We start from the raw sequence: 19,230 nt of genomic DNA on the forward strand, positions 1-19,230 counted from the left end.
TTTTATGAGCAATAATAAAACTTCAAAAACGAAGCTAACCGCTGGGAATTTACATAAACACCTTTGTCCCCTTTTTATTTCGATAGCGGGTATCCTCGCCGCTAATGCCGAAGCCGCGACGGTGCCGGATGCCAGCCAGAGCAAAGGGCCAACCATGGGCCAGGCGGCTAACGGCACGCCAGTCGTGAATATCACCGATCCGAATGCGAAAGGTGTTTCACTGAATAAATTTGACCAGTTTAACGTTGATAAAAATGGTCTGATCTTTAACAACAGCATGCAGGATGGCGTGTCTAAGATCGGGGGCTATACGGTTAAAAACGCCCAGCTTGAGCATGAAGCAAAAGCCATTATCAGTGAAGTGACGGGTGCCCAGGCCTCCTATATTAACGGAACGATGGAAGTCTTTGGCAGAAAAGCGGACGTGATCGTTGCCAACGAAAACGGCATTAGCGTTAACGGCGCCACCACCATTAATGCCAACAGCCTGACGCTGAGTACCGGTAAGGTACAGATGAAAGAGGACGGCAACTATAAACTTGCGGTTGAGAAAGGTAACGTTTCTGTCACGGGACAAGGTATTTCTACCGAAGGGCTGACTTACTTCGACATCGTTAGCCGCAGCGCTCAACTGGAAGGTGAAATTGCGGGTCAGGCCGATATCAAGGTTGTTGCGGGCCAGAACGATTACGACCTCTCCAGCCGCGTGCATAGCGTTCGCAATGCGGGTGACGGACACGCACCGGATGTCGCGATTGATGGTCGGGCAATGGGGTCGATGTACGGCGGTAAAATTCAGCTTATCAGTACCGAGTCCGGCGCGGGCGTCCGTCACCAGGGCAGTATCATAGCCACGGATGATATTGAGATCAGCGCTAACGGCGACGTGACGCTGACGGGCATACGCAGCGACAAAAACGTCACCGTCAGCGGCAACAATATTGCCCTCAATAAAAACAGCAGCGGCGCCGGGAGCACCGAAGCGCAGAATAATATTATTCTGCATGCCCTCTCCGGCCTGACGGTGAATAACGACCTGATCTCCCGTACCGGTACCATCCGCATTGATGCGTCTACCCTGCTGCAAAACACGGCGGCGATCCTCGCGCAAAACAATGCGACGACAGCGGTTCCCGCGATTCAGATTAATGTTGCCGGGCAGTACACCCTTTCCGGCAAACTCAAGGCGCTGGATGCTAACGGAGCCGTCATTTCCGGTGGCGTCGTTACGTTAAAAAATGGCGATTTTGTCGTCATTCAGAATGGCCAGCAGGTGCCATTCAGCACTCTCGTCTCCGACGCGGAGGTCGTGAGCAACAGTGGTGATATCAACATCACTGCGGGCAGCATGACCAACAATGAAGGCGTTATTCTCGCGAAGAAAGGAACGCTTCAGTTCAACCTCACCGGCGCGTTTGAAAACAAGGGTTCCGTCAGCGCCACAGGGGATATCCGGATTGCATCAGGTTCGATGAAGAACAATGGCATTCTCTATGCCAGCAACGCCCAGACGCTGTCTGTCGGTCATCTTGACAATGCAGGCCGCCTTTATGCGGATAACAATCTGGTCATGACCGCCAGCGCCCTTAACAACAGTGGTCATATCGGTGCGGATAGCGGTGAGGTGCGCATTAACGTCAACGGTGATGTGTCAAACAGCGGTACCCTGAGCGGTAACGATGCGCTGATCTTTATTGATGCCGACGGTAATATCGTCAACGACGGCACCATTGCCAGCAACAAGCATGATGTGACGCTGACATCCGGCGGTGACACCCTCAGCAATACCGGACGTATTGCAGGTCGTAATGTCTCCGCCAGTACCCGTAAGGCCGGTGCAACCGTCAGTAACCGCGGCAACGTCAGCGCGAGCGAGAAGTTGACCATCGCCACCGAGAATCTGAAAAACCAGGGCGGCACGCTGAGTGCGGGCACAGACATGCAGCTTGATGTCAAAAAAGCGCTGCTGAATAGTCAAAAAGGCAGCATTGTTGCCGGAAAGAATCTGACCCTAAATGGCGACGGCGCACTGGCTGTAAACAATAACGATGGGCTGATCCAGGGCGAAAATGTCCATGCCAGCGGAATTTCCACCCTCGCAAACACGCATGACGCACTGATCGCGGCAAGAGAAAACCTCTCCGTTTCAGCAGCATCGTTGCTTAACGACGCCTCAACGATTCAGGCCGGTAGCCTGACGCTCGATCGCGTTAGCGCCATCGATAACCTGAACGCCGCCACGCTGTATGCCAGCAAGACGCTGCAACTGACCCATCTCAACACGCTCAATAACACCGGCAGCTTTGTGATTTCTGACGGCACGCTGTCATTGTCCGATGTGAACACCCTCAATAACACTGAAGGTGCAACCCTGTTCGGCGCAGAAAACACCACGCTGAGAAACGTAGGTACCCTGAATAACAGCGGCGCCTCGATGATTAAATCGGATGCCGCTCTCTCCATCGCGGGAGCAACCACGCTTAACAACAGCAGCGATGCGGTGATTGCCTCTGCTGGCGATCTGAATATCAGCGGCGTGAAGACGTTGAACAACCGCGCCGTGATGATCGGCAACGGGACCATTGCGATCGACGACGTTGACGACCTGAATAACGAAGGTGTGGTTCAGGCGGGCCTGGATCTGATCATTCGCAACGTTAAAAACCTGACCAACAAAGGCGAAGATCATGTGTTGGTTGCGCTACGTAATCTGACGATTGAAGACGTTGAGTCCCTCGTCAACAGCGACAGCGCGGTGATCTCCGCCAATATGAAAACGGTCCTGAACGCCATTGGCGTTGTGACAAACCGCACGGCGGGCATCATCCAGGCCGTTAATGGACCGCTGGAGATTGTTGCCGACACGCTGAGCAATCTCGGCAGCATCACCGCTGATGATGGACAGCAGTCAGTGTCCACTATCGTGGCGGGCGGCGACATCACGATTAACGCGCAAAACCTGGCCAACACCGAACAGGCGGTGATTGTGTCGACGCAAAGCGACGTGTCTCTTAACGTCGCTCACAATGTGATCAACTCTGACGCGGCAGTGATCTCTGGGGCAAATAACACCACCCTTAATGTGGCCGGAGGAACGATCACCAACGAAAGAAATGGTCTGATCGCCGGTAATAACGTCACGATCAACGCGTCGAAACTGAATAATCATGAATCTGGCGTAACGGTCGCCAGAAACGACATGAATCTCAACCTTGACACGCTAAATAACACCAGCGGCATCCTCGAAGCGGGTCATGATTTAATGCTCAGGGTGAAAGATTCCCTCACCCTGGATGACATGACCCGTAATATCCGCGCGGGTCATGATATGACGCTGAGCACCGAAGGCTCCCTGTTCAATAACACCATGATGGAAGTGATTGGCAACCTGACGCTGCAGGCAGACGGTAAATTTGTCAACAGCAAGTCTGTCGTGACGGGCGGGGATATGCACATCCATGCCGGTGGGATGACGAACAACAGTAACAGCCTGCTTTGGTCGCTGGGGCAGATGGATATCGATGTCCGCAATGGCACCTTTGTTAACGATTTTACGGGCAACATTCTGAGCATGGGCGACATGTCGCTCATCGCGAAAAGCCTGATTAACTACGCCGGGATCATTCGTTCCGAGCAAAATATTAATATTGATGCAGCCTATCTGGAAAACCAAAGCACCTATACGGGCGGCACGATTTCGCAAACCCAAACGCAGGACGCAGTGGGCCAGTGGTCCGGTGTAGATAACGTGATGACGCAGGTCAGCATCACCACGGTGCTGCACATTCCGGTATTGAGCTCCGATATCGCCATGGACAAACTTGGCGAAATCAGCGCGGGCAAAGATATCAATATCAACCAGCGCGATATCTTCGCGGACAAAGAGATCAAAAATACCGGCGGCCTGATCCAGGCGGGACGTGATATCACCATTACCGGTAATCTTCTGAACTCGCCAAAATATACGTCGGAATCGATGTATGATTATCTGCACCTCACGCTCAATGAACCGATCGTGCTGACCGACTTCTGGAAGGTGGCATCGGAGCACTACACGACGCTGACCTTCAGCTCGCTGTATCAATACCTCGATTTCGTCTTTGGCGACGGCGAGCCCGAGACCAAAAGCGGCAGCGAGGATCCGAACAGAGATCGTAGCTATAAATCCCTGATCGACGCCGCAAATACCTCAACCCAGCTCAGCTATGTCATGAGCAAAGTGTTTGGCGAAACGTGGAACGCGCAGGAGTACGGTACCCTGAGCGCAGCATGGCACAGTCTCAACGACGGTGATGCCAGCACTAACTCACTGAAGAAGAATATGATCTACTTTGTGCCGTCTGAAAAAGGCGAAATCACGGCGGGTCGTAACTTCACGCACAATGGCGGCACCCTGGATAACGGCCTGGCGAACGCGGGTACGATCAGAGAGAACGCCACTGTTCAGAATATCGACGTGGGTGACTACAGCGTAGATACGGTCATTGCGGGCTATGATGTTGCCGTCAATACCAAAACGCTGGAAGAGCTGGCCATGGGGATTAGCCCGCTGCCGACCATAAAGGATTTGGTCTCCCTGCCGGGGATGTTTGAAGTCACTGACGAATTCAAAAAAGCCTCCGCGGCGGCGAAAAACGGTACCGAATACAGCGGCCCGGCCAACCACATCATTCCAATTTTCGAAACGCGCCCGGAAATGATCGACCAGAGCAAGTACAGCGGCTCTGACTACTATTTCGACAAGGTGGATTACACCACCACCGAGACCGTTAACGTCATTGGGGATAACTACTTCATCTCCGAATTGATTCGTCGAGAGATCAGCCGCTCCGTGGGCAGCATGTTTGCGATACGAGACGGTCTCGAAGGCGATGCGCTGGTGCAGAATCTGATGGATAACGCCGGGATTGCGGCGAAAAACAGCGATCTGAATCTGGTGGTGGGCCAACCCCTGAGCGAAGAGCAGCGCAATGGGCTGACCCAAGATATCGTCTGGTTCGTGAGCCAGAACATCAAAGGGACGGAAGTGCTGGTACCGGTAGTCTACCTTTGCCCTGAAACCCTTCGCCAGCTGGCTTCCGGTGATATCAGCAATGGCACAGCGTCCATCGCTGCCGGGAATAGCCTGTCTGTTGATGCCACCGCCATCAACAACGTGAACGGTACCCTCTCCTCCCGGGGTGACGTTACGCTGGTGGCCGAGGGTGATATCAAAAATATCAGCAACGCGACGAATGCCGGCATCTCTGCGGGTAATAACGTCTCAATGACGTCGGAAAAGGGCAGCATTGCCTCTAACGGTGCGGCAGTGAACGCCGGTGGCGACATTGACATGAAGGCTGAACAAGGCGACATCACTCTGACCGCGTCTGTCGGCCACGGCGAAGACGGCAAGCAGATGATTCATGCGCACGATGACGGCGTCACCGCTGGCGGCAGTATCAATATGCAAGCGAAAACTATCACCTCCAACGCGGCGGATATTACGGCAGGTCAGGACGTGACCATGAAGGCAAGCGAAGGTGACGTCACCTTCAACGACCTGCATCAGATTGATTCTACCCGTACCATCGATACCGAGATCACCGGTCTGTCCAGCTATACCACCACCGACACCAAAACGGTCAGCGGGGAAGCTATCGGCTCAACCGTTAAGGCTGGCGGTAACGTTCAGATTGATGCCGGCAAGAATGTGGTCATGGAAGGCGGCAGCATTAACGCCAACGGCGGCGCCATCAATGCGGCAGAAAACGTTGAGATAAAAACCTCTGAAAACGTGTCCGTTCAGGAACAAACCACGCAGTCTCGTCAGTTTATTGCTGATGCCTCAATCAGCGGCGGCGGTAAATCCGCCTCAGTGTCCTACGGCAAAAACGAGGGCACCACAAAAAATACCACCTCTGGCGACTACTCCAGCGCGGGCGGTAGCTCTGAAACCTCCGCGGTTGGCGACAAACCGGGCCGCGCGCCGATCACCGATACGGCAGGTTTCAGGGTGGGTATGGAAGACACGACCGATACCGTGTCGACCCAGAGCAAGCAGAACACCAACGCGTCCATTAATTTTGCCGATTCCGGTTCCGTGAATGCAGGAAAAACGGCGGATATTGGCGGCGCTGACCTTTCAGCCGGCGATAAGCTCAGCATTAACGCGCAGGATGTCGCCAGCACCAAATACGAGGATGAAACCAAAACCACCACCACCCACAAAGACCGCTTTGTCGGTATTTCAGGTGAGGCCCACAGTGCCGTAGCTGACGCGATCGACAAAACCGGTAATCTGATTGATAAATCGCAGAAAGGTCAGTCAATTAACGGCGGAACCACGACGGCGGAAGTGCTGGGCGATGTGTCCAACATCCTGTTGAACGATCTTGCTGGCGCCTCCGTCACTTTCGGCGGTAACACGACGAAAACGAAAGAAACGAGCACCGCAACGGCGGAGAACATCACCAATATCAATGCTAAAAACGTCAGCATTAATTCGACCAACGATACCACGCTCAACGGCGTGAACGTGAACTCGCAGAATACGGAGATCAATGCGGGTGGCGATGTGGACATCAACGCGGCGAAATCAACAACCTCTTACACCAGTGAAACCGACAAACACAAAGGCGGTATTACCGCAGGCGTAGGCGTGGATATTACCGGCATAAGCGGCGGCGTTTCGGTCGATTACAACGGCAGTACGGAGCACGGTTCCGGCAGCTCGACGTCGTACCAGAACAGTACCCTCACCGGCGAAAATGTGACGGTGAACGCGGGCGGTGATATGCACATAAAGGGCGCTAACATTGATGCTGCGAAGGCCGATGTGAATGTCGCGGGCGACATGACTGTCACCTCCGTGCAGGATACCGAGCACACCGAAAGCAGCCGCGGTAACTGGGGCGCCTCGGTGGGCATATCGGGCACGTCGACAGGCGTTATCCCTAACGTATCCGTAAACGGGGGCGGAGGCTCCGAGAGTTACGATTCGGCTAAAACAGCGAAGCAATCCGGTATCAATACCACGGGCGAACTGAATGTCAAAACCGGCGGCGACCTGAACATGACCGGGGCCAACCTGGTGTCTCAGGACGGTACGGGCTCGGTGAACGTTGCAGGCGATATCAATGCGAAAACGCTGGAAGACCACGTTGAGCAGGATGGTTTGTACGGCGGCGGCGGTATCGGCCTGAGCGTGAAGGACAAAAAGGCCGTCGTGCCGTCTGCGAACATCTACGTCGATACCGTGGATGAAATTCACTACAACGAAACGCAGAAATCCACCATCGCAGTGGGTGACACGACCAGCGCGGCGGTAAACGGTGAACTCAACGCCGATAAAGAGGCAATGTCGACCGTGACGCGTGATGAGAAAGAAGCAGGAAATAACATCTCCTACACGCTCGCCGATCCGGGCATCCGCAAGAAGAAGAAAAACGGCGCTGATGCAGACAGCGATACGCCAGCGGTGCCGGACGACAGCCATACGGGCGGTGGCGGCTGTCCACACAAGTGTACGCCGACTAAGCCGGGCTCAGCGCAGCAGACCACGACAACGACGACGCGCACCACGTCCGATTCTCAGCACATGACGGTTGAGAAAACGACGGCGTCAACGACCTCCACGTCCGCCTCTTCGGTGGTGCATAAAGAGGCCGTCGCGTCTGAAACAGCACACAGTGAAGCCGTGCCGAAAGTCGTGCCGTCAGCGTCTCAGCCGTTGACGCCAAAAGCAAAACCAGAGGCCGCAACGGTTACGCCAGTGAAGAAATGGGCCGTACCGGAAACTTACTATCCGGTGCTTTCTCCGGGCTCCGCGACGGCTAAAACCGGTAAAGACATGCCGAAAACACCGGACCACAGGAAGTGGAATGGCGACATGACCAACGGCGTTGCGCCGTCCAGCAACACCAAAGGCGATGACGTCAAGCTCTCTCCGGGGTCGTCCACCGGTCAAACCGGGATGGATATGCCGAAAACGCCGGAGCACAAGCAGTGGAATGGCGACATGACCAATGGCGTTGCGCCGTCCAGCAACACCAAAGGCGATGACGTTAAGCTCTCTCCGGGATCGTCCACCGGTCAAACCGGGATGGATATGCCGAAAACGCCGGAACACAAGCAGTGGAACGGCGACATGAGCAAAGGTGCGATGAACGCGCGTCCCCAGTGGAAGGCGTTGCAAATCGATCGACCGATTAATATCTATGCCCCGGTGACCATCACCTTCACCGACCAGCAGTACAGCTAAAACAAAAGGGTCTGACTTTCGTCAGACCCTTTTTTTAACGCCCCATTCGTGCGTTATTCGTCTTCCAGATACGTATATCCGTACAGACCCGCTTCAAACTCTTCCAGGAACTGCTGCTGCAGCGCATCGTCCAGCCCGGTGTTTTTCACCTGGTCGCGGAACTGCGTCAGCAGGGTTTTCGGATCCAGCTGAACGTATTCCAGCATGTCCGCCACAGTATCCCCTTCGTCAGACAGCTCAACTTCCACGCTGCCGTCAGGGAAGACAAACACGTCAACCGCCTCGGTATCACCGAACAGGTTGTGCATGTTGCCGAGGATCTCCTGATACGCGCCGACCATAAAGAAGCCCAGCATTGGCGGGTTCTCCGGGTCGTATTCCGGCATTGGCATCGTCGTGGCGATACCGTCGCCATCAACGTAGTGGTCGATTGCGCCGTCAGAGTCACAGGTGATGTCCAGCAGCACCGCGCGACGTTCCGGGGCGTGGTTCAGCCCTTCCAGCGGCAGAACCGGGAACAGCTGATCGATACCCCAGGCATCCGGCATCGACTGGAACAGCGAGAAGTTGACGTAGATCTTATCCGCCATTCGCTCCTGCAGCTCGTCGATAATCGGACGGTGCGCACGGTTGCTCGGGTCGAGCTGTTTCTGCACTTCATGGCACATGTTCAGATAGAGCTGCTCCGCCCACGCGCGCTCCTGCAGGCTGAAGGTGCCTGAGGAATACCCCACGTGGATGTCGTGCAGGTCCATCTGGCTGTCGTGCAGCCATTCGCGCAGGGAACGACGCGTGCCCGGCTCGTGCATCTCCTGCCAGGTTTCCCACATGCTCTGCAGGGAACGCGGCGCATCGTCTGCCGGCGGCGTCGCTTCGGTGGTTTCGCTGCGCTCAACGCCGATGATGTTCGAGACCAGCACCGTATGGTGCGCGGTGACCGCGCGACCGGATTCGGTGATCACCGTCGGGTGCGGCAGGCCGTTCTCTTCACAGGCATCGCCGATCGCCCAGATAATGTTGTTCGCGTATTCGTTCAGGCCGTAGTTCACGGAGCAGTCAGACTGCGAGCGGGTCCCTTCGTAGTCCACGCCCAGGCCGCCGCCCACGTCGAAGCACTGAATATTCACGCCAAGCTTGTGCAGCTCAACGTAGAAACGCGCTGACTCACGCACGCCGGTCGCGATGTCGCGAATGTTGGCCATCTGCGAGCCGAGGTGGAAGTGCAGCAGCTGAATGCTGTCCAGACGACCACGCTCGCGCAGAATTTCTACCAGCTGCAGCACCTGGTTCGCCGCCAGGCCGAACTTGGATTTTTCGCCGCCGGAGGACTGCCATTTGCCGGAACCCTGTGACGCCAGACGCGCACGCACGCCAAGGCGTGGCACGACGTTCAGACGCTCGGCCTCTTCCAGCACGATGGCGATTTCAGTCATCTTCTCGATAACCAGATAGACCTTGTGGCCCATCTTCTCGCCAATCAGCGCCAGACGAATGTATTCACGGTCTTTATAGCCGTTACAGACGATCACTGAACGGGTCATGCCCGCATGGGCCAGAACCGCCATCAGCTCCGCTTTGGAGCCGGCTTCCAGACCCAGCGGCTCGCCGGAGTGGATCAGAGATTCGATCACGCGGCGGTGCTGGTTAACCTTGATGGGGTAAACCAGGAAGTAGTCGCCTTTATAGCCGTAGGATTCACGCGCGCGCTTGAACGCGGCGTTAATCGAACGCAGGCGATGTTGCAGGATCTGCGGGAAGCAGAACAGTGCAGGCAAACGCTGGCCCTGAGCTTCACGGGCTTTCACCAGTTTGGCGAGATCCACGCGCGCTTCAGGGACGTCCGGATCCGGGCAGACGCTGATGTGGCCCAGTTCGTTGACGTCGTAGTAGTTATTGCCCCACCAGGCAATATTGTAAGTGCGCAGCATCTTGCTGGCTTCCTCGGAGCTCATCGCAACCTCCTGCATAGAACGTAGTACACCCTGTTCGCCCGCTGACGAAGGCGAAAAAGAAGACATGTCGTCAGACATAGCGAACCTCAACTCTTTGTATTAAGTGTAAAACAGTTGACTACTATCGCAGCGTTATACGGCGATAACAACCCATAAACGGCTCCGTTTCCCAGCAGAGTATGCTGAAATCCAGACCGTGCGACCGGTTTCTTATTCATATCATTGTAAAACACGTATCCGAACTCTGTATGACAAGGTTCGGCGAAACCACGAGAAAACTCTTGTATTAACAAGAGCGCCCTTGTTCAGTTTTCACAAAGCGTGACCGGCCCTGGAATCCTGAGAAGCGCCGAGATGGGTATAACATCGGCAGGTTTGCAGACTAGAAATGCGGGTTGCGGGAATCAAATGCGCGCCAGAACGGCTGCGCTGAATTAGCGGAAAACGATGGTTCATTATCTCGTATCACCTCCACGGCCGCCTCTGCTGAAACGGACCCCAAGCCAAAGCTAAAAGTTCACTGCTTTACCCGGCTGGAAGTGGCGACACGATGAGTTCATCGAGCGCTTATTTTATATGAGCCGCGCGCCGCGTTTTATACCGAGAAGGGGGCTAAAAAGCAAAACAAAAATGCGCGTGTTGCCAGCACCGTCAGGAATTTTTGCCAGCAGCAATTTCAACTGAGTGAGAGATGAGTCAAAAAAAACTGGAAATCGGGTGAAGAAGTGACCTAAAATAGCCATCCAGATGTTAATCCATCTATACTGATTAACACTCATACTGCCAGTGTCAAAAACCTGCAGGCCTTGGTAGAATTATCTCCTTTGGCTATTCCACACAGCAGCTTGAGCTAACCAAATTCCTCTTAGGTGAAATAAAACATGGCAAAACACCTGTTTACGTCCGAGTCCGTATCAGAAGGACATCCTGATAAAATTGCTGACCAAATTTCCGATGCGGTGCTGGATGCGATCCTCGCGCAGGATCCAAAAGCGCGCGTCGCGTGTGAAACCTATGTCAAAACCGGCATGGTTCTGGTTGGCGGTGAGATCACCACCAGCGCATGGGTTGATATCGAAGAGATCACCCGTAACACGGTGCGTGAGATCGGTTATGTGCATTCTGATATGGGCTTTGATGCCAACTCCTGCGCGGTACTGAGCGCGATTGGCAAACAGTCTCCAGACATCAACCAGGGCGTTGACCGTGCCGATCCGCTGGAACAGGGCGCGGGCGACCAGGGCCTGATGTTCGGCTATGCAACCAACGAAACCGACGTGCTGATGCCAGCACCGGTCACCTACGCACACCGTCTGGTGCAGCGTCAGGCTGAAGTGCGTAAGAACGGCACCCTGCCGTGGTTGCGTCCGGATGCAAAAAGCCAGGTCACCTTCCAGTACGACGACGGTAAAATTGTCGGTATTGATGCGGTCGTTCTGTCCACCCAGCATTCCGAAGAGATCGATCAGAAATCCCTGCAGGAAGCAGTGATGGAAGAGATCATCAAGCCGGTTCTGCCAACCGAATGGCTGAGCAGCGCCACTAAATTCTTCATCAACCCAACCGGACGCTTTGTGATCGGCGGCCCAATGGGTGACTGCGGCCTGACCGGTCGTAAAATTATCGTTGATACCTACGGCGGCATGGCGCGTCACGGTGGCGGTGCATTCTCCGGTAAAGATCCATCAAAAGTGGACCGTTCTGCAGCGTACGCAGCACGTTATGTAGCGAAAAACATCGTGGCTGCCGGCCTGGCTGACCGCTGTGAGATTCAGGTTTCCTATGCTATCGGCGTGGCTGAACCCACCTCCATCATGGTTGAAACCTTCGGTACTGAGAAAGTGCCTGCAGAACAGCTGACCCTGCTGGTGCGCGAGTTCTTCGACCTGCGTCCATACGGCCTGATTCAGATGCTGGATCTGCTGCACCCAATCTACAAAGAAACCGCTGCATACGGTCACTTTGGTCGCGAACATTTCCCATGGGAAAAAACCGACAAAGCCGCGCTGCTGCGTGAAGCTGCCGGTCTGAAGTAATCGACTGACATCGCTTTTAAAAGGCCAGCCTTCGGGCTGGCCTTTTTTTTTGTCGGGTGGCGGCTACGCCTTACCCGACCTACGGGGTACGGAGCTTCTGTAGGCCGGGTAAGGCGCAGCCGCCACCCGGCTGAAAGGCGCACCGTTTGGAACCGATTACACCGCAGCGGATGTCTTCCGCTTTCAGAATATTCTCTTTGCGTGATCGCCTTTCTTCTGCTGTTACATTCCCTTTCAGTTAAGTCTGAAATGTGTCCTTTCGCGATGCGCATCACCTCATTTACCTCTATATTTTCAAAGCCTTAATTTTATTTACGGTTACACACGAGTGTAACCGATTACACCAATGTGATTAATCTCACATATTTTTACGGGTCGCTCACCTACCCTTAACATCAATAAAACTGATAACCCAACTGGAGGGCATAATGCCTGACAATAAAAAACAGGGGCGTACGTCCAACAAGGCGATGACATTCTTCGTCTGTTTCCTCGCCGCCCTGGCAGGATTACTTTTTGGCCTGGATATCGGCGTGATTGCCGGTGCATTACCTTTCATCACTGACGAGTTCCAGATCAGCGCTCACACTCAGGAGTGGGTGGTGAGCTCCATGATGTTTGGCGCGGCCGTCGGGGCCGTCGGCAGCGGCTGGCTCTCCTTCAAGCTCGGACGTAAAAAGAGCCTGATGATCGGCGCGATCCTGTTCGTTGCCGGCTCACTCTTCTCTGCCGCAGCGCCTAACGTTGAGGTCCTGCTGGTTTCCCGCGTACTGCTCGGTCTGGCCGTGGGCGTGGCGTCCTATACCGCCCCGCTTTACCTGTCTGAAATTGCGCCGGAGAAAATCCGCGGCAGTATGATTTCGATGTACCAGCTGATGATCACCATCGGTATCCTGGGCGCGTACCTTTCCGATACGGCGTTTAGCTACAGCGGCGCATGGCGCTGGATGCTCGGCGTGATCATCATCCCTGCAGTTCTGCTGCTGATTGGCGTCTTCTTCCTGCCGGACAGCCCGCGCTGGTTTGCTGCAAAACGTCGCTTCCACGATGCCGAACGCGTGCTGATGCGCCTGCGCGATACCAGCGCAGAAGCGAAAAACGAGCTGGAAGAGATCCGCGAAAGCCTGAAGGTCAAACAGTCCGGCTGGGCGCTGTTTAAAGAGAACAGCAACTTCCGTCGCGCCGTTTTCCTCGGCGTACTGCTGCAGGTGATGCAGCAGTTCACGGGGATGAACGTCATCATGTACTACGCGCCAAAAATCTTTGAGCTGGCGGGTTATACCAACACCACCGAGCAGATGTGGGGGACCGTCATCGTGGGTCTGACCAACGTGCTGGCGACCTTTATCGCCATCGGTCTGGTGGACCGCTGGGGACGTAAGCCAACCCTGACGCTGGGCTTCCTGGTGATGGCGGCCGGTATGGGCGTCCTCGGTACCATGATGCATGTGGGCATTCACTCCCCAACCGCCCAGTACTTTGCGGTAGGCATGCTGCTGATGTTTATCGTCGGGTTTGCGATGAGCGCCGGTCCGCTGATCTGGGTGCTGTGCTCTGAGATCCAGCCGCTGAAAGGGCGTGATTTTGGTATCACCTGCTCTACCGCAACCAACTGGGTTGCGAACATGATCGTCGGCGCAACGTTCCTGACCATGCTCAATACCCTGGGCAATGCCAACACCTTCTGGGTCTACGCCGGTCTGAACATCTTCTTTATTGTGCTGACCATCTGGCTGGTTCCAGAAACCAAACACGTGTCTCTGGAACATATTGAACGTAACCTGATGAAAGGTCGTCCTCTGCGCGAAATCGGCGCCCACGACTGATCCTCTTACGGGAGGCGCCTCTTGCGCCTCCCCGCTTCGCGCTTTATGCTCTGCCCCTATGAAAGCACCCCGTCTCCCCATCGCCATTCAGCAGGCCGTTATGCGCAGCCTGCGGGAAAAACTCGCCCAGGCGAACCTGAAGCTCGGTCGCAACTACCCTGAACCCAAACTCGTCTACCAGCAGCGTGGCACCTCGGCCGGTACTGCCTGGCTTGAGTCGTATGAGATCCGCCTTAACCCGGTGCTGATGATGGAAAACCAGCAGGCGTTTATCGATGAAGTGGTGCCGCACGAGCTGGCGCATCTGCTGGTGTGGAAACACTTTGGCCGCGTCGCGCCGCATGGAAAAGAGTGGAAGTGGATGATGGAGGCGGTGCTCGGCGTTCCGGCCCGCCGCACGCATCAGTTCGAGCTGGAATCGGTACGCCGCAATACCTTCCCCTACCGCTGTCAGTGCCAGCAGCACCAGCTTACCGTCCGCCGCCATAATCGCGTGGTGCGCGGCGAGGCGACCTACCGCTGCGTCAAATGTGGCGAGCCGCTGGTGGCGGAATAATTATCTGAACTTTCAGGAACTTTCCTGATCTGACTGATTGCATACAGGAACAACATTCGCTACGTTGCGGGCTCGTTTTGACACGGAGTGTAAGATGTCCCGTAATTTTTCTCTTGCGGTCGCCTTTTTGACGACAGCGCTCTCAGGCCACGCCCTGGCCGACGGTATCAACAGTTTCTCTCAGGCCAAAGCGGCCGGTGTTAAGGTCAACGCCGACGTGCCGGGCGATTTCTACTGCGGCTGTAAAATTAACTGGCAGGGTAAAAAAGGGGTCGTTGACCTTGAATCCTGCGGCTACAAGGTGCGTAAAAACGAAAACCGCGCCAGCCGTATTGAATGGGAACATGTCGTTCCGGCCTGGCAGTTTGGCCACCAGCGCCAGTGCTGGCAGGATGGCGGACGAAAAAACTGTGCCAAAGACCCGGTTTACCGCCAGATGGAAAGCGATATGCATAACCTGCAGCCTGCGGTGGGCGAAGTGAACGGCGACCGGGGTAACTTCATGTACAGCCAGTGGAACGGTGGCGAAGGCCAGTACGGCCAGTGCGGTATGAAGATTGATTTTAAAGAGAAAGTCGCCGAGCCCCCTGCCCGCGCGCGCGGCAGCATTGCCCGCACCTACTTCTATATGCGCGACCGTTACGATCTCAACCTGTCCCGCCAGCAGACGCAGCTGTTCAACGCCTGGGACAAGCAGTACCCGGTGACGGAGTGGGAATGCCAGCGCGACGAACGTATCGCCAGAGTCCAGGGGAATCACAACCCTTATGTCCAGCGGGCTTGCCAGGCGCAAAAGAGCTAACCTACACTAGCGGCAATTCGCTTACATCGTATGAGACACGGAATTTCTGACTATGCGCATTCCCCGCATTTACCATCCTGAACTGATTACCGCAGGCCGCGAAATCGCCCTGTCTGATGACGCCGCCAACCACGTTGGCCGCGTGCTGCGCATGGGCGCCGGTCAGGCAATACAGCTGTTCGACGGCTCGAACCAGGTTTTCGACGCCGAAATTACGCGGGCAGATAAAAAAAGCGTACACGTGAACGTCCTGCGCGGTGAAGTGGATGACCGGGAATCACCGCTGCACATCCATCTGGGCCAGGTGATGTCGCGCGGCGAGAAAATGGAGTTCACGATCCAGAAATCCATTGAACTGGGTGTAAGCCTCATTACGCCACTTTTTTCTGAGCGCTGTGGCGTTAAACTGGATGCGGAACGTCTGAACAAAAAGATCCAGCAGTGGCAGAAAATTGCCATCGCGGCTTGTGAACAGAGTGGCCGCAACCGGATTCCAGAGATCCGCCCGGCGATGGACCTGGAGGAGTGGTGTGCTGAAGAGGACAGTGGGCTGAAGCTCAATCTTCATCCGCGCGCCAGCGCCAGCATCAATACGCTGCCCCTGCCCGTTGAGCGCGTTCGCCTGCTGATTGGCCCCGAAGGCGGCCTGTCGGCGGACGAAATTGCGATGACGGCACGTTACCAGTTTACTGATATTCTGTTGGGACCACGCGTTCTGCGCACTGAGACAACGGCACTCACGGCCATTACCGCGCTACAGGTACGGTTTGGCGATCTGGGTTGACGCATTATTGGAGAGAAAGATGATCAAGCTCGGCATCGTGATGGACCCCATCGCAAACATCAACATCAAGAAAGATTCCAGCTTCGCCATGCTGCTGGAAGCGCAGCGTCGCGGCTATGAACTCCACTATATGGAGATGAACGATCTTTACCTGATCAACGGTGAAGCCCGCGCCCGCACCCGCATCGTTAACGTCGAGCAGAACTACGACAAATGGTATGAGTTCGGCACCGAGCAGGACATTGCGCTGGCCGATCTCAACGTCATTCTGATGCGTAAAGATCCGCCGTTCGACACCGAGTACATCTACTGCACCTATATTCTCGAACGTGCCGAAGAGAAGGGAACGCTGATCGTCAACAAGCCGCAGAGCCTGCGCGACTGTAACGAGAAGCTCTATACCGCCTGGTTCTCTGACCTGACGCCGGAAACCCTGGTGACCCGCAGCAAAGCCCAGCTAAAAGCATTCTGGCAGAAGCACGGCGACATCATCATGAAGCCGCTGGACGGCATGGGCGGCGCGTCGATTTTCCGCGTGAAAGAGAGCGATCCGAACATTGGCGTGATTGCCGAAACGCTGACCGAACTGGGAACGCGTTACTGCATGGCGCAGAACTATATTCCGGCGATCAAAGACGGCGACAAACGCGTTCTGGTGGTGGATGGCGAACCGGTCCCTTACTGCCTGGCGCGTATCCCGCAGGGTGGCGAAACCCGTGGTAACCTGGCGGCCGGTGGCCGTGGTGAGCCGCGTCCGTTGACCGAAAGCGACTGGGAAATTGCCCGCCGCGTTGGCCCTACGCTGAAAGCCAAAGGCCTGATCTTCGTCGGTCTGGATATCATCGGCGATCGTCTGACCGAAGTGAACGTCACCAGCCCGACCTGCATTCGTGAAATTGAGGCGGAATTCCCTGTCTCAATCACCGGCATGCTGATGGACGCTATCGAAAAACGTTTACAAAAATAACCTAACAATACTATTAGTGACAGCGCCTGAGTTTGTCCCCATACTGGGCGCTGTCGCTTTTTAAACCAGGAAACAGTACCTCTGACAATGAATTTACAGCATCACTTTCTTATTGCCATGCCTGCTCTCCAGGACCCGATTTTTCGCCGCGCCGTGGTTTATATTTGTGAATACAATGAAGACGGCGCGATGGGCATTATCATTAATAAACCGCTGGAAAATCTTCAGGTTGAAGGGATTCTGGACAAGCTGAAAATCCCGGCTGAAGCGCGACTGCCGGAAATCCGGCTTGATAAGCCCGTGATGCTGGGTGGACCTCTTGCAGAAGATCGCGGTTTTATCCTGCATACGCCGCCGGTATTCTCTTCAAGCATTCGCATCTCCGACAACACCGTTATCACGACCTCGCGTGACGTGCTCGAAACCCTGGGCACCGCAGAGCAGCCTTCTGAAGTGCTGGTGGCGCTGGGCTATTCGTCGTGGGAGAAAGGCCAGCTTGAGCAGGAGATCCTCGATAACGCCTGGCTCACCGCGCCTGCGGACATGAATATCCTGTTTAAAACGCCGATAGCCGATCGCTGGCGCGACGCGGCGAAACTGATTGGTATTGATATTCTGACCATGCCTGGCGTAGCGGGGCACGCCTGATGAGCGGAACGCTTCTGGCCTTCGATTTTGGTACCAAAAGCATCGGCGTCGCCGTGGGGCAGCGCATCACCGGTACCGCGCGCCCGCTTACGGCCCTGAAGGCCAACGACGGTACGCCGGACTGGAACCTCATTGAGCGCCTGCTCAAGGAGTGGCAGCCGGATGACGTGATTGTTGGGCTGCCGCTGAACATGGACGGTACCGAACAGCCGCTGACCGCCCGGGCGCGTAAGTTCGCCAATAAAATCCATGGCCGCTTTGGCGTCTCCGTGAAGCTGCACGACGAGCGTCTGAGTACCGTCGAAGCGCGCGCGGGTCTGTTTGAGCACGGCGGCTTCCGGGCGCTGAACAAAGGCAGCGTCGACTCCGCTTCTGCCGTCATCATCCTCGAAAGCTATTTCGAGCAGGGCTTTTAAGCACAGGGGCCTACAGCCGCCCCTGCGCCCGTCTCTCGGCCAGGCTCTGGTCAAAGTTCTGCATGCCTGCCTGCTGACCGGTTTGAATGATGCCGGGCAGCTGCCACGTTTTTCCTTCACGTATCAGATTCGCCGCCGCGGCGGTATTCACCAGCAGCTCATACAGCGCGACGCGCCCGCCCTGAAGATCGGGAAGCAGTTTCTGCGCCAGCACCGCCCGCAGGCTGCCGGCCAGCTGGTTACGCACCGGATCTTTCTCCTGCGCCGGGAACGTATCGACCAGCCGCTCAATCGCCTGCGATGCCCCGCGCGTATGCAGGGTCGCCAGCACCAGATGCCCGGTCTCTGCTGCCGTCAGCGCCAGGCGGATCGTTTCGCTGTCGCGCAACTCCCCGAGCAAAATCACGTCAGGATCCTGGCGTAAGGCGCTGCGCAGCGCGTCGGCAAATGACGGGCTGTGCTGACCAATCTCCCGCTGCTGGATCAGGCAACGCTCGCTCTGGTAGATAAATTCCACCGGATCTTCGAGCGTGAGGATATGGCCGTCAGTATGGTGGTTGAGAAAATCAACCATCGCCGCCAGCGTCGTAGATTTACCGCTGCCGGTCGCCCCCGTCACCAGAATCAACCCGGACTCATTGGTTAACAGTTCCGGGATGGCCCTCGGCGCACCCAGTGAAGCGAGCTGCGGACAGGTACGCGGCAATAGCCGCAGCGTCACAGAGACACCGCGCATCTGCTTAAAGGCACTGCCGCGCAGGCGCTGGCCTCCCGCCACCGTCGCGGCAAAATCCACCTGCCCGTTGGCCCACCATATGCCCTGCTGCTCATCGTTGAGCCACGCTTTTAACAACGCCCCGACGTCAGGAGGAGGAAACGGTGCAGGCTCAAGGCGGCCCGTTCTGCGCCAGCGGGGTGGCGAATCACTGCACAGGTGTAGATCGGAGACGTTATGCTTTACACTAAGGGCCACAATTTCTTCCACATCCATAGACTACTCC

The 19,230-nt window shown here is 55.7% G+C and carries 13 protein-coding genes; 9 read left to right on the forward strand and 4 right to left on the reverse strand.

Translation table 11 applies throughout. From position 1 onward, the window contains the following. The first annotated feature begins 4 nt into the window (after positions 1 to 4). Positions 5 to 8,242 (forward strand): hemagglutinin repeat-containing protein, encoded by an 8,238-nt coding sequence (locus V1572_RS21300; RefSeq protein ID WP_395299565.1) that lies wholly within the window; start codon positions 5 to 7, stop codon positions 8,240 to 8,242. 53 nt (positions 8,243 to 8,295) lie between these two features. Here V1572_RS21300 and speA read toward each other — a convergent pair whose 3' ends face one another. The 3 genes from speA to V1572_RS21315 form a co-directional block, all read right to left on the reverse strand. Continuing rightward, positions 8,296 to 10,272: a biosynthetic arginine decarboxylase gene (speA, locus tag V1572_RS21305; RefSeq protein ID WP_008499744.1), complete on the reverse strand. Its 1,977-nt coding sequence runs from the start codon at positions 10,270 to 10,272 to the stop codon at positions 8,296 to 8,298. An 8-nt stretch (positions 10,273 to 10,280) separates the two neighbouring features. Further along, positions 10,281 to 10,412: an acid stress response protein YqgB gene (yqgB, locus tag V1572_RS21310; protein WP_127312443.1), complete on the reverse strand. Its 132-nt coding sequence runs from the start codon at positions 10,410 to 10,412 to the stop codon at positions 10,281 to 10,283. A 354-nt stretch (positions 10,413 to 10,766) separates the two neighbouring features. Continuing rightward, the gene (locus tag V1572_RS21315) at positions 10,767 to 10,937 is read right to left on the reverse strand and encodes a hypothetical protein (protein ID WP_045335271.1); all 171 of its coding nucleotides are present in this window, start codon (positions 10,935 to 10,937) and stop codon (positions 10,767 to 10,769) included. 138 nt (positions 10,938 to 11,075) lie between these two features. Between V1572_RS21315 and metK the strand changes: the two genes are divergently transcribed. The 8 genes from metK to ruvX all read left to right on the forward strand — a co-directional run bounded on the left by metK (position 11,076) and on the right by ruvX (position 18,229). Beyond that, a complete protein-coding gene (metK, locus tag V1572_RS21320; protein WP_048224801.1) occupies positions 11,076 to 12,230 on the forward strand; it encodes a methionine adenosyltransferase in 1,155 nt (384 codons plus the stop codon). A 428-nt stretch (positions 12,231 to 12,658) separates the two neighbouring features. Next, a complete protein-coding gene (gene galP / locus V1572_RS21325) occupies positions 12,659 to 14,056 on the forward strand; it encodes a galactose/proton symporter (protein WP_048029084.1) in 1,398 nt (465 codons plus the stop codon). A 58-nt stretch (positions 14,057 to 14,114) separates the two neighbouring features. Further along, positions 14,115 to 14,612 (forward strand): SprT family zinc-dependent metalloprotease, encoded by a 498-nt coding sequence (locus tag V1572_RS21330; RefSeq protein WP_021242073.1) that lies wholly within the window; start codon positions 14,115 to 14,117, stop codon positions 14,610 to 14,612. Between the two features lie 94 nt (positions 14,613 to 14,706). Next, entirely contained in the window at positions 14,707 to 15,414 is a 708-nt protein-coding gene (endA, locus tag V1572_RS21335; RefSeq protein ID WP_021242074.1) for a deoxyribonuclease I, read from the forward strand. Positions 15,415 to 15,466: 52 nt separating this feature from the next. Continuing rightward, positions 15,467 to 16,198, forward strand: coding sequence for a 16S rRNA (uracil(1498)-N(3))-methyltransferase (gene rsmE, locus V1572_RS21340; protein ID WP_021242075.1), 732 nt, complete (start codon positions 15,467 to 15,469; stop codon positions 16,196 to 16,198). A 19-nt stretch (positions 16,199 to 16,217) separates the two neighbouring features. Then, positions 16,218 to 17,165, forward strand: coding sequence for a glutathione synthase (gene gshB, locus V1572_RS21345; protein WP_023326040.1), 948 nt, complete (start codon positions 16,218 to 16,220; stop codon positions 17,163 to 17,165). Between the two features lie 87 nt (positions 17,166 to 17,252). Beyond that, entirely contained in the window at positions 17,253 to 17,813 is a 561-nt protein-coding gene (locus tag V1572_RS21350; RefSeq protein ID WP_008499752.1) for a YqgE/AlgH family protein, read from the forward strand. Beyond that, the gene (gene ruvX / locus V1572_RS21355; RefSeq protein ID WP_021242076.1) at positions 17,813 to 18,229 is read left to right on the forward strand and encodes a Holliday junction resolvase RuvX; all 417 of its coding nucleotides are present in this window, start codon (positions 17,813 to 17,815) and stop codon (positions 18,227 to 18,229) included. The genes V1572_RS21350 and ruvX overlap by 1 nt, the downstream gene beginning before the upstream one ends. Positions 18,230 to 18,239: 10 nt before the next feature. Here ruvX and V1572_RS21360 read toward each other — a convergent pair whose 3' ends face one another. Next, on the reverse strand, positions 18,240 to 19,220 hold the full coding sequence (locus V1572_RS21360; protein ID WP_262796671.1) for a type IV pilus twitching motility protein PilT: 981 nt from the start codon (positions 19,218 to 19,220) through the stop codon (positions 18,240 to 18,242). Between the last annotated feature and the right edge of the window lie 10 nt (positions 19,221 to 19,230).

It is taken from the genome of Enterobacter quasiroggenkampii, assembly GCF_043972695.1.
GTDB lineage: Bacteria > Pseudomonadota > Gammaproteobacteria > Enterobacterales > Enterobacteriaceae > Enterobacter > Enterobacter quasiroggenkampii.

Excerpts from the sequence above, each read along its gene's own strand:
- V1572_RS21300 (WP_395299565.1), top strand. The coding sequence starts at position 5 with ATGAGCAATAATAAAACTTCAAAAACGAAGCTAACCGCTGGGAATTTA.
- speA (WP_008499744.1), bottom strand. The coding sequence starts at position 10,272 with ATGTCTGACGACATGTCTTCTTTTTCGCCTTCGTCAGCGGGCGAACAG.
- yqgB (WP_127312443.1), bottom strand. The coding sequence starts at position 10,412 with ATGAATAAGAAACCGGTCGCACGGTCTGGATTTCAGCATACTCTGCTG.
- V1572_RS21315 (WP_045335271.1), bottom strand. The coding sequence starts at position 10,937 with ATGGCTATTTTAGGTCACTTCTTCACCCGATTTCCAGTTTTTTTTGAC.
- metK (WP_048224801.1), top strand. The coding sequence starts at position 11,076 with ATGGCAAAACACCTGTTTACGTCCGAGTCCGTATCAGAAGGACATCCT.
- galP (WP_048029084.1), top strand. The coding sequence starts at position 12,659 with ATGCCTGACAATAAAAAACAGGGGCGTACGTCCAACAAGGCGATGACA.
- V1572_RS21330 (WP_021242073.1), top strand. The coding sequence starts at position 14,115 with ATGAAAGCACCCCGTCTCCCCATCGCCATTCAGCAGGCCGTTATGCGC.
- endA (WP_021242074.1), top strand. The coding sequence starts at position 14,707 with ATGTCCCGTAATTTTTCTCTTGCGGTCGCCTTTTTGACGACAGCGCTC.
- rsmE (WP_021242075.1), top strand. The coding sequence starts at position 15,467 with ATGCGCATTCCCCGCATTTACCATCCTGAACTGATTACCGCAGGCCGC.
- gshB (WP_023326040.1), top strand. The coding sequence starts at position 16,218 with ATGATCAAGCTCGGCATCGTGATGGACCCCATCGCAAACATCAACATC.
- V1572_RS21350 (WP_008499752.1), top strand. The coding sequence starts at position 17,253 with ATGAATTTACAGCATCACTTTCTTATTGCCATGCCTGCTCTCCAGGAC.
- ruvX (WP_021242076.1), top strand. The coding sequence starts at position 17,813 with ATGAGCGGAACGCTTCTGGCCTTCGATTTTGGTACCAAAAGCATCGGC.
- V1572_RS21360 (WP_262796671.1), bottom strand. The coding sequence starts at position 19,220 with ATGGATGTGGAAGAAATTGTGGCCCTTAGTGTAAAGCATAACGTCTCC.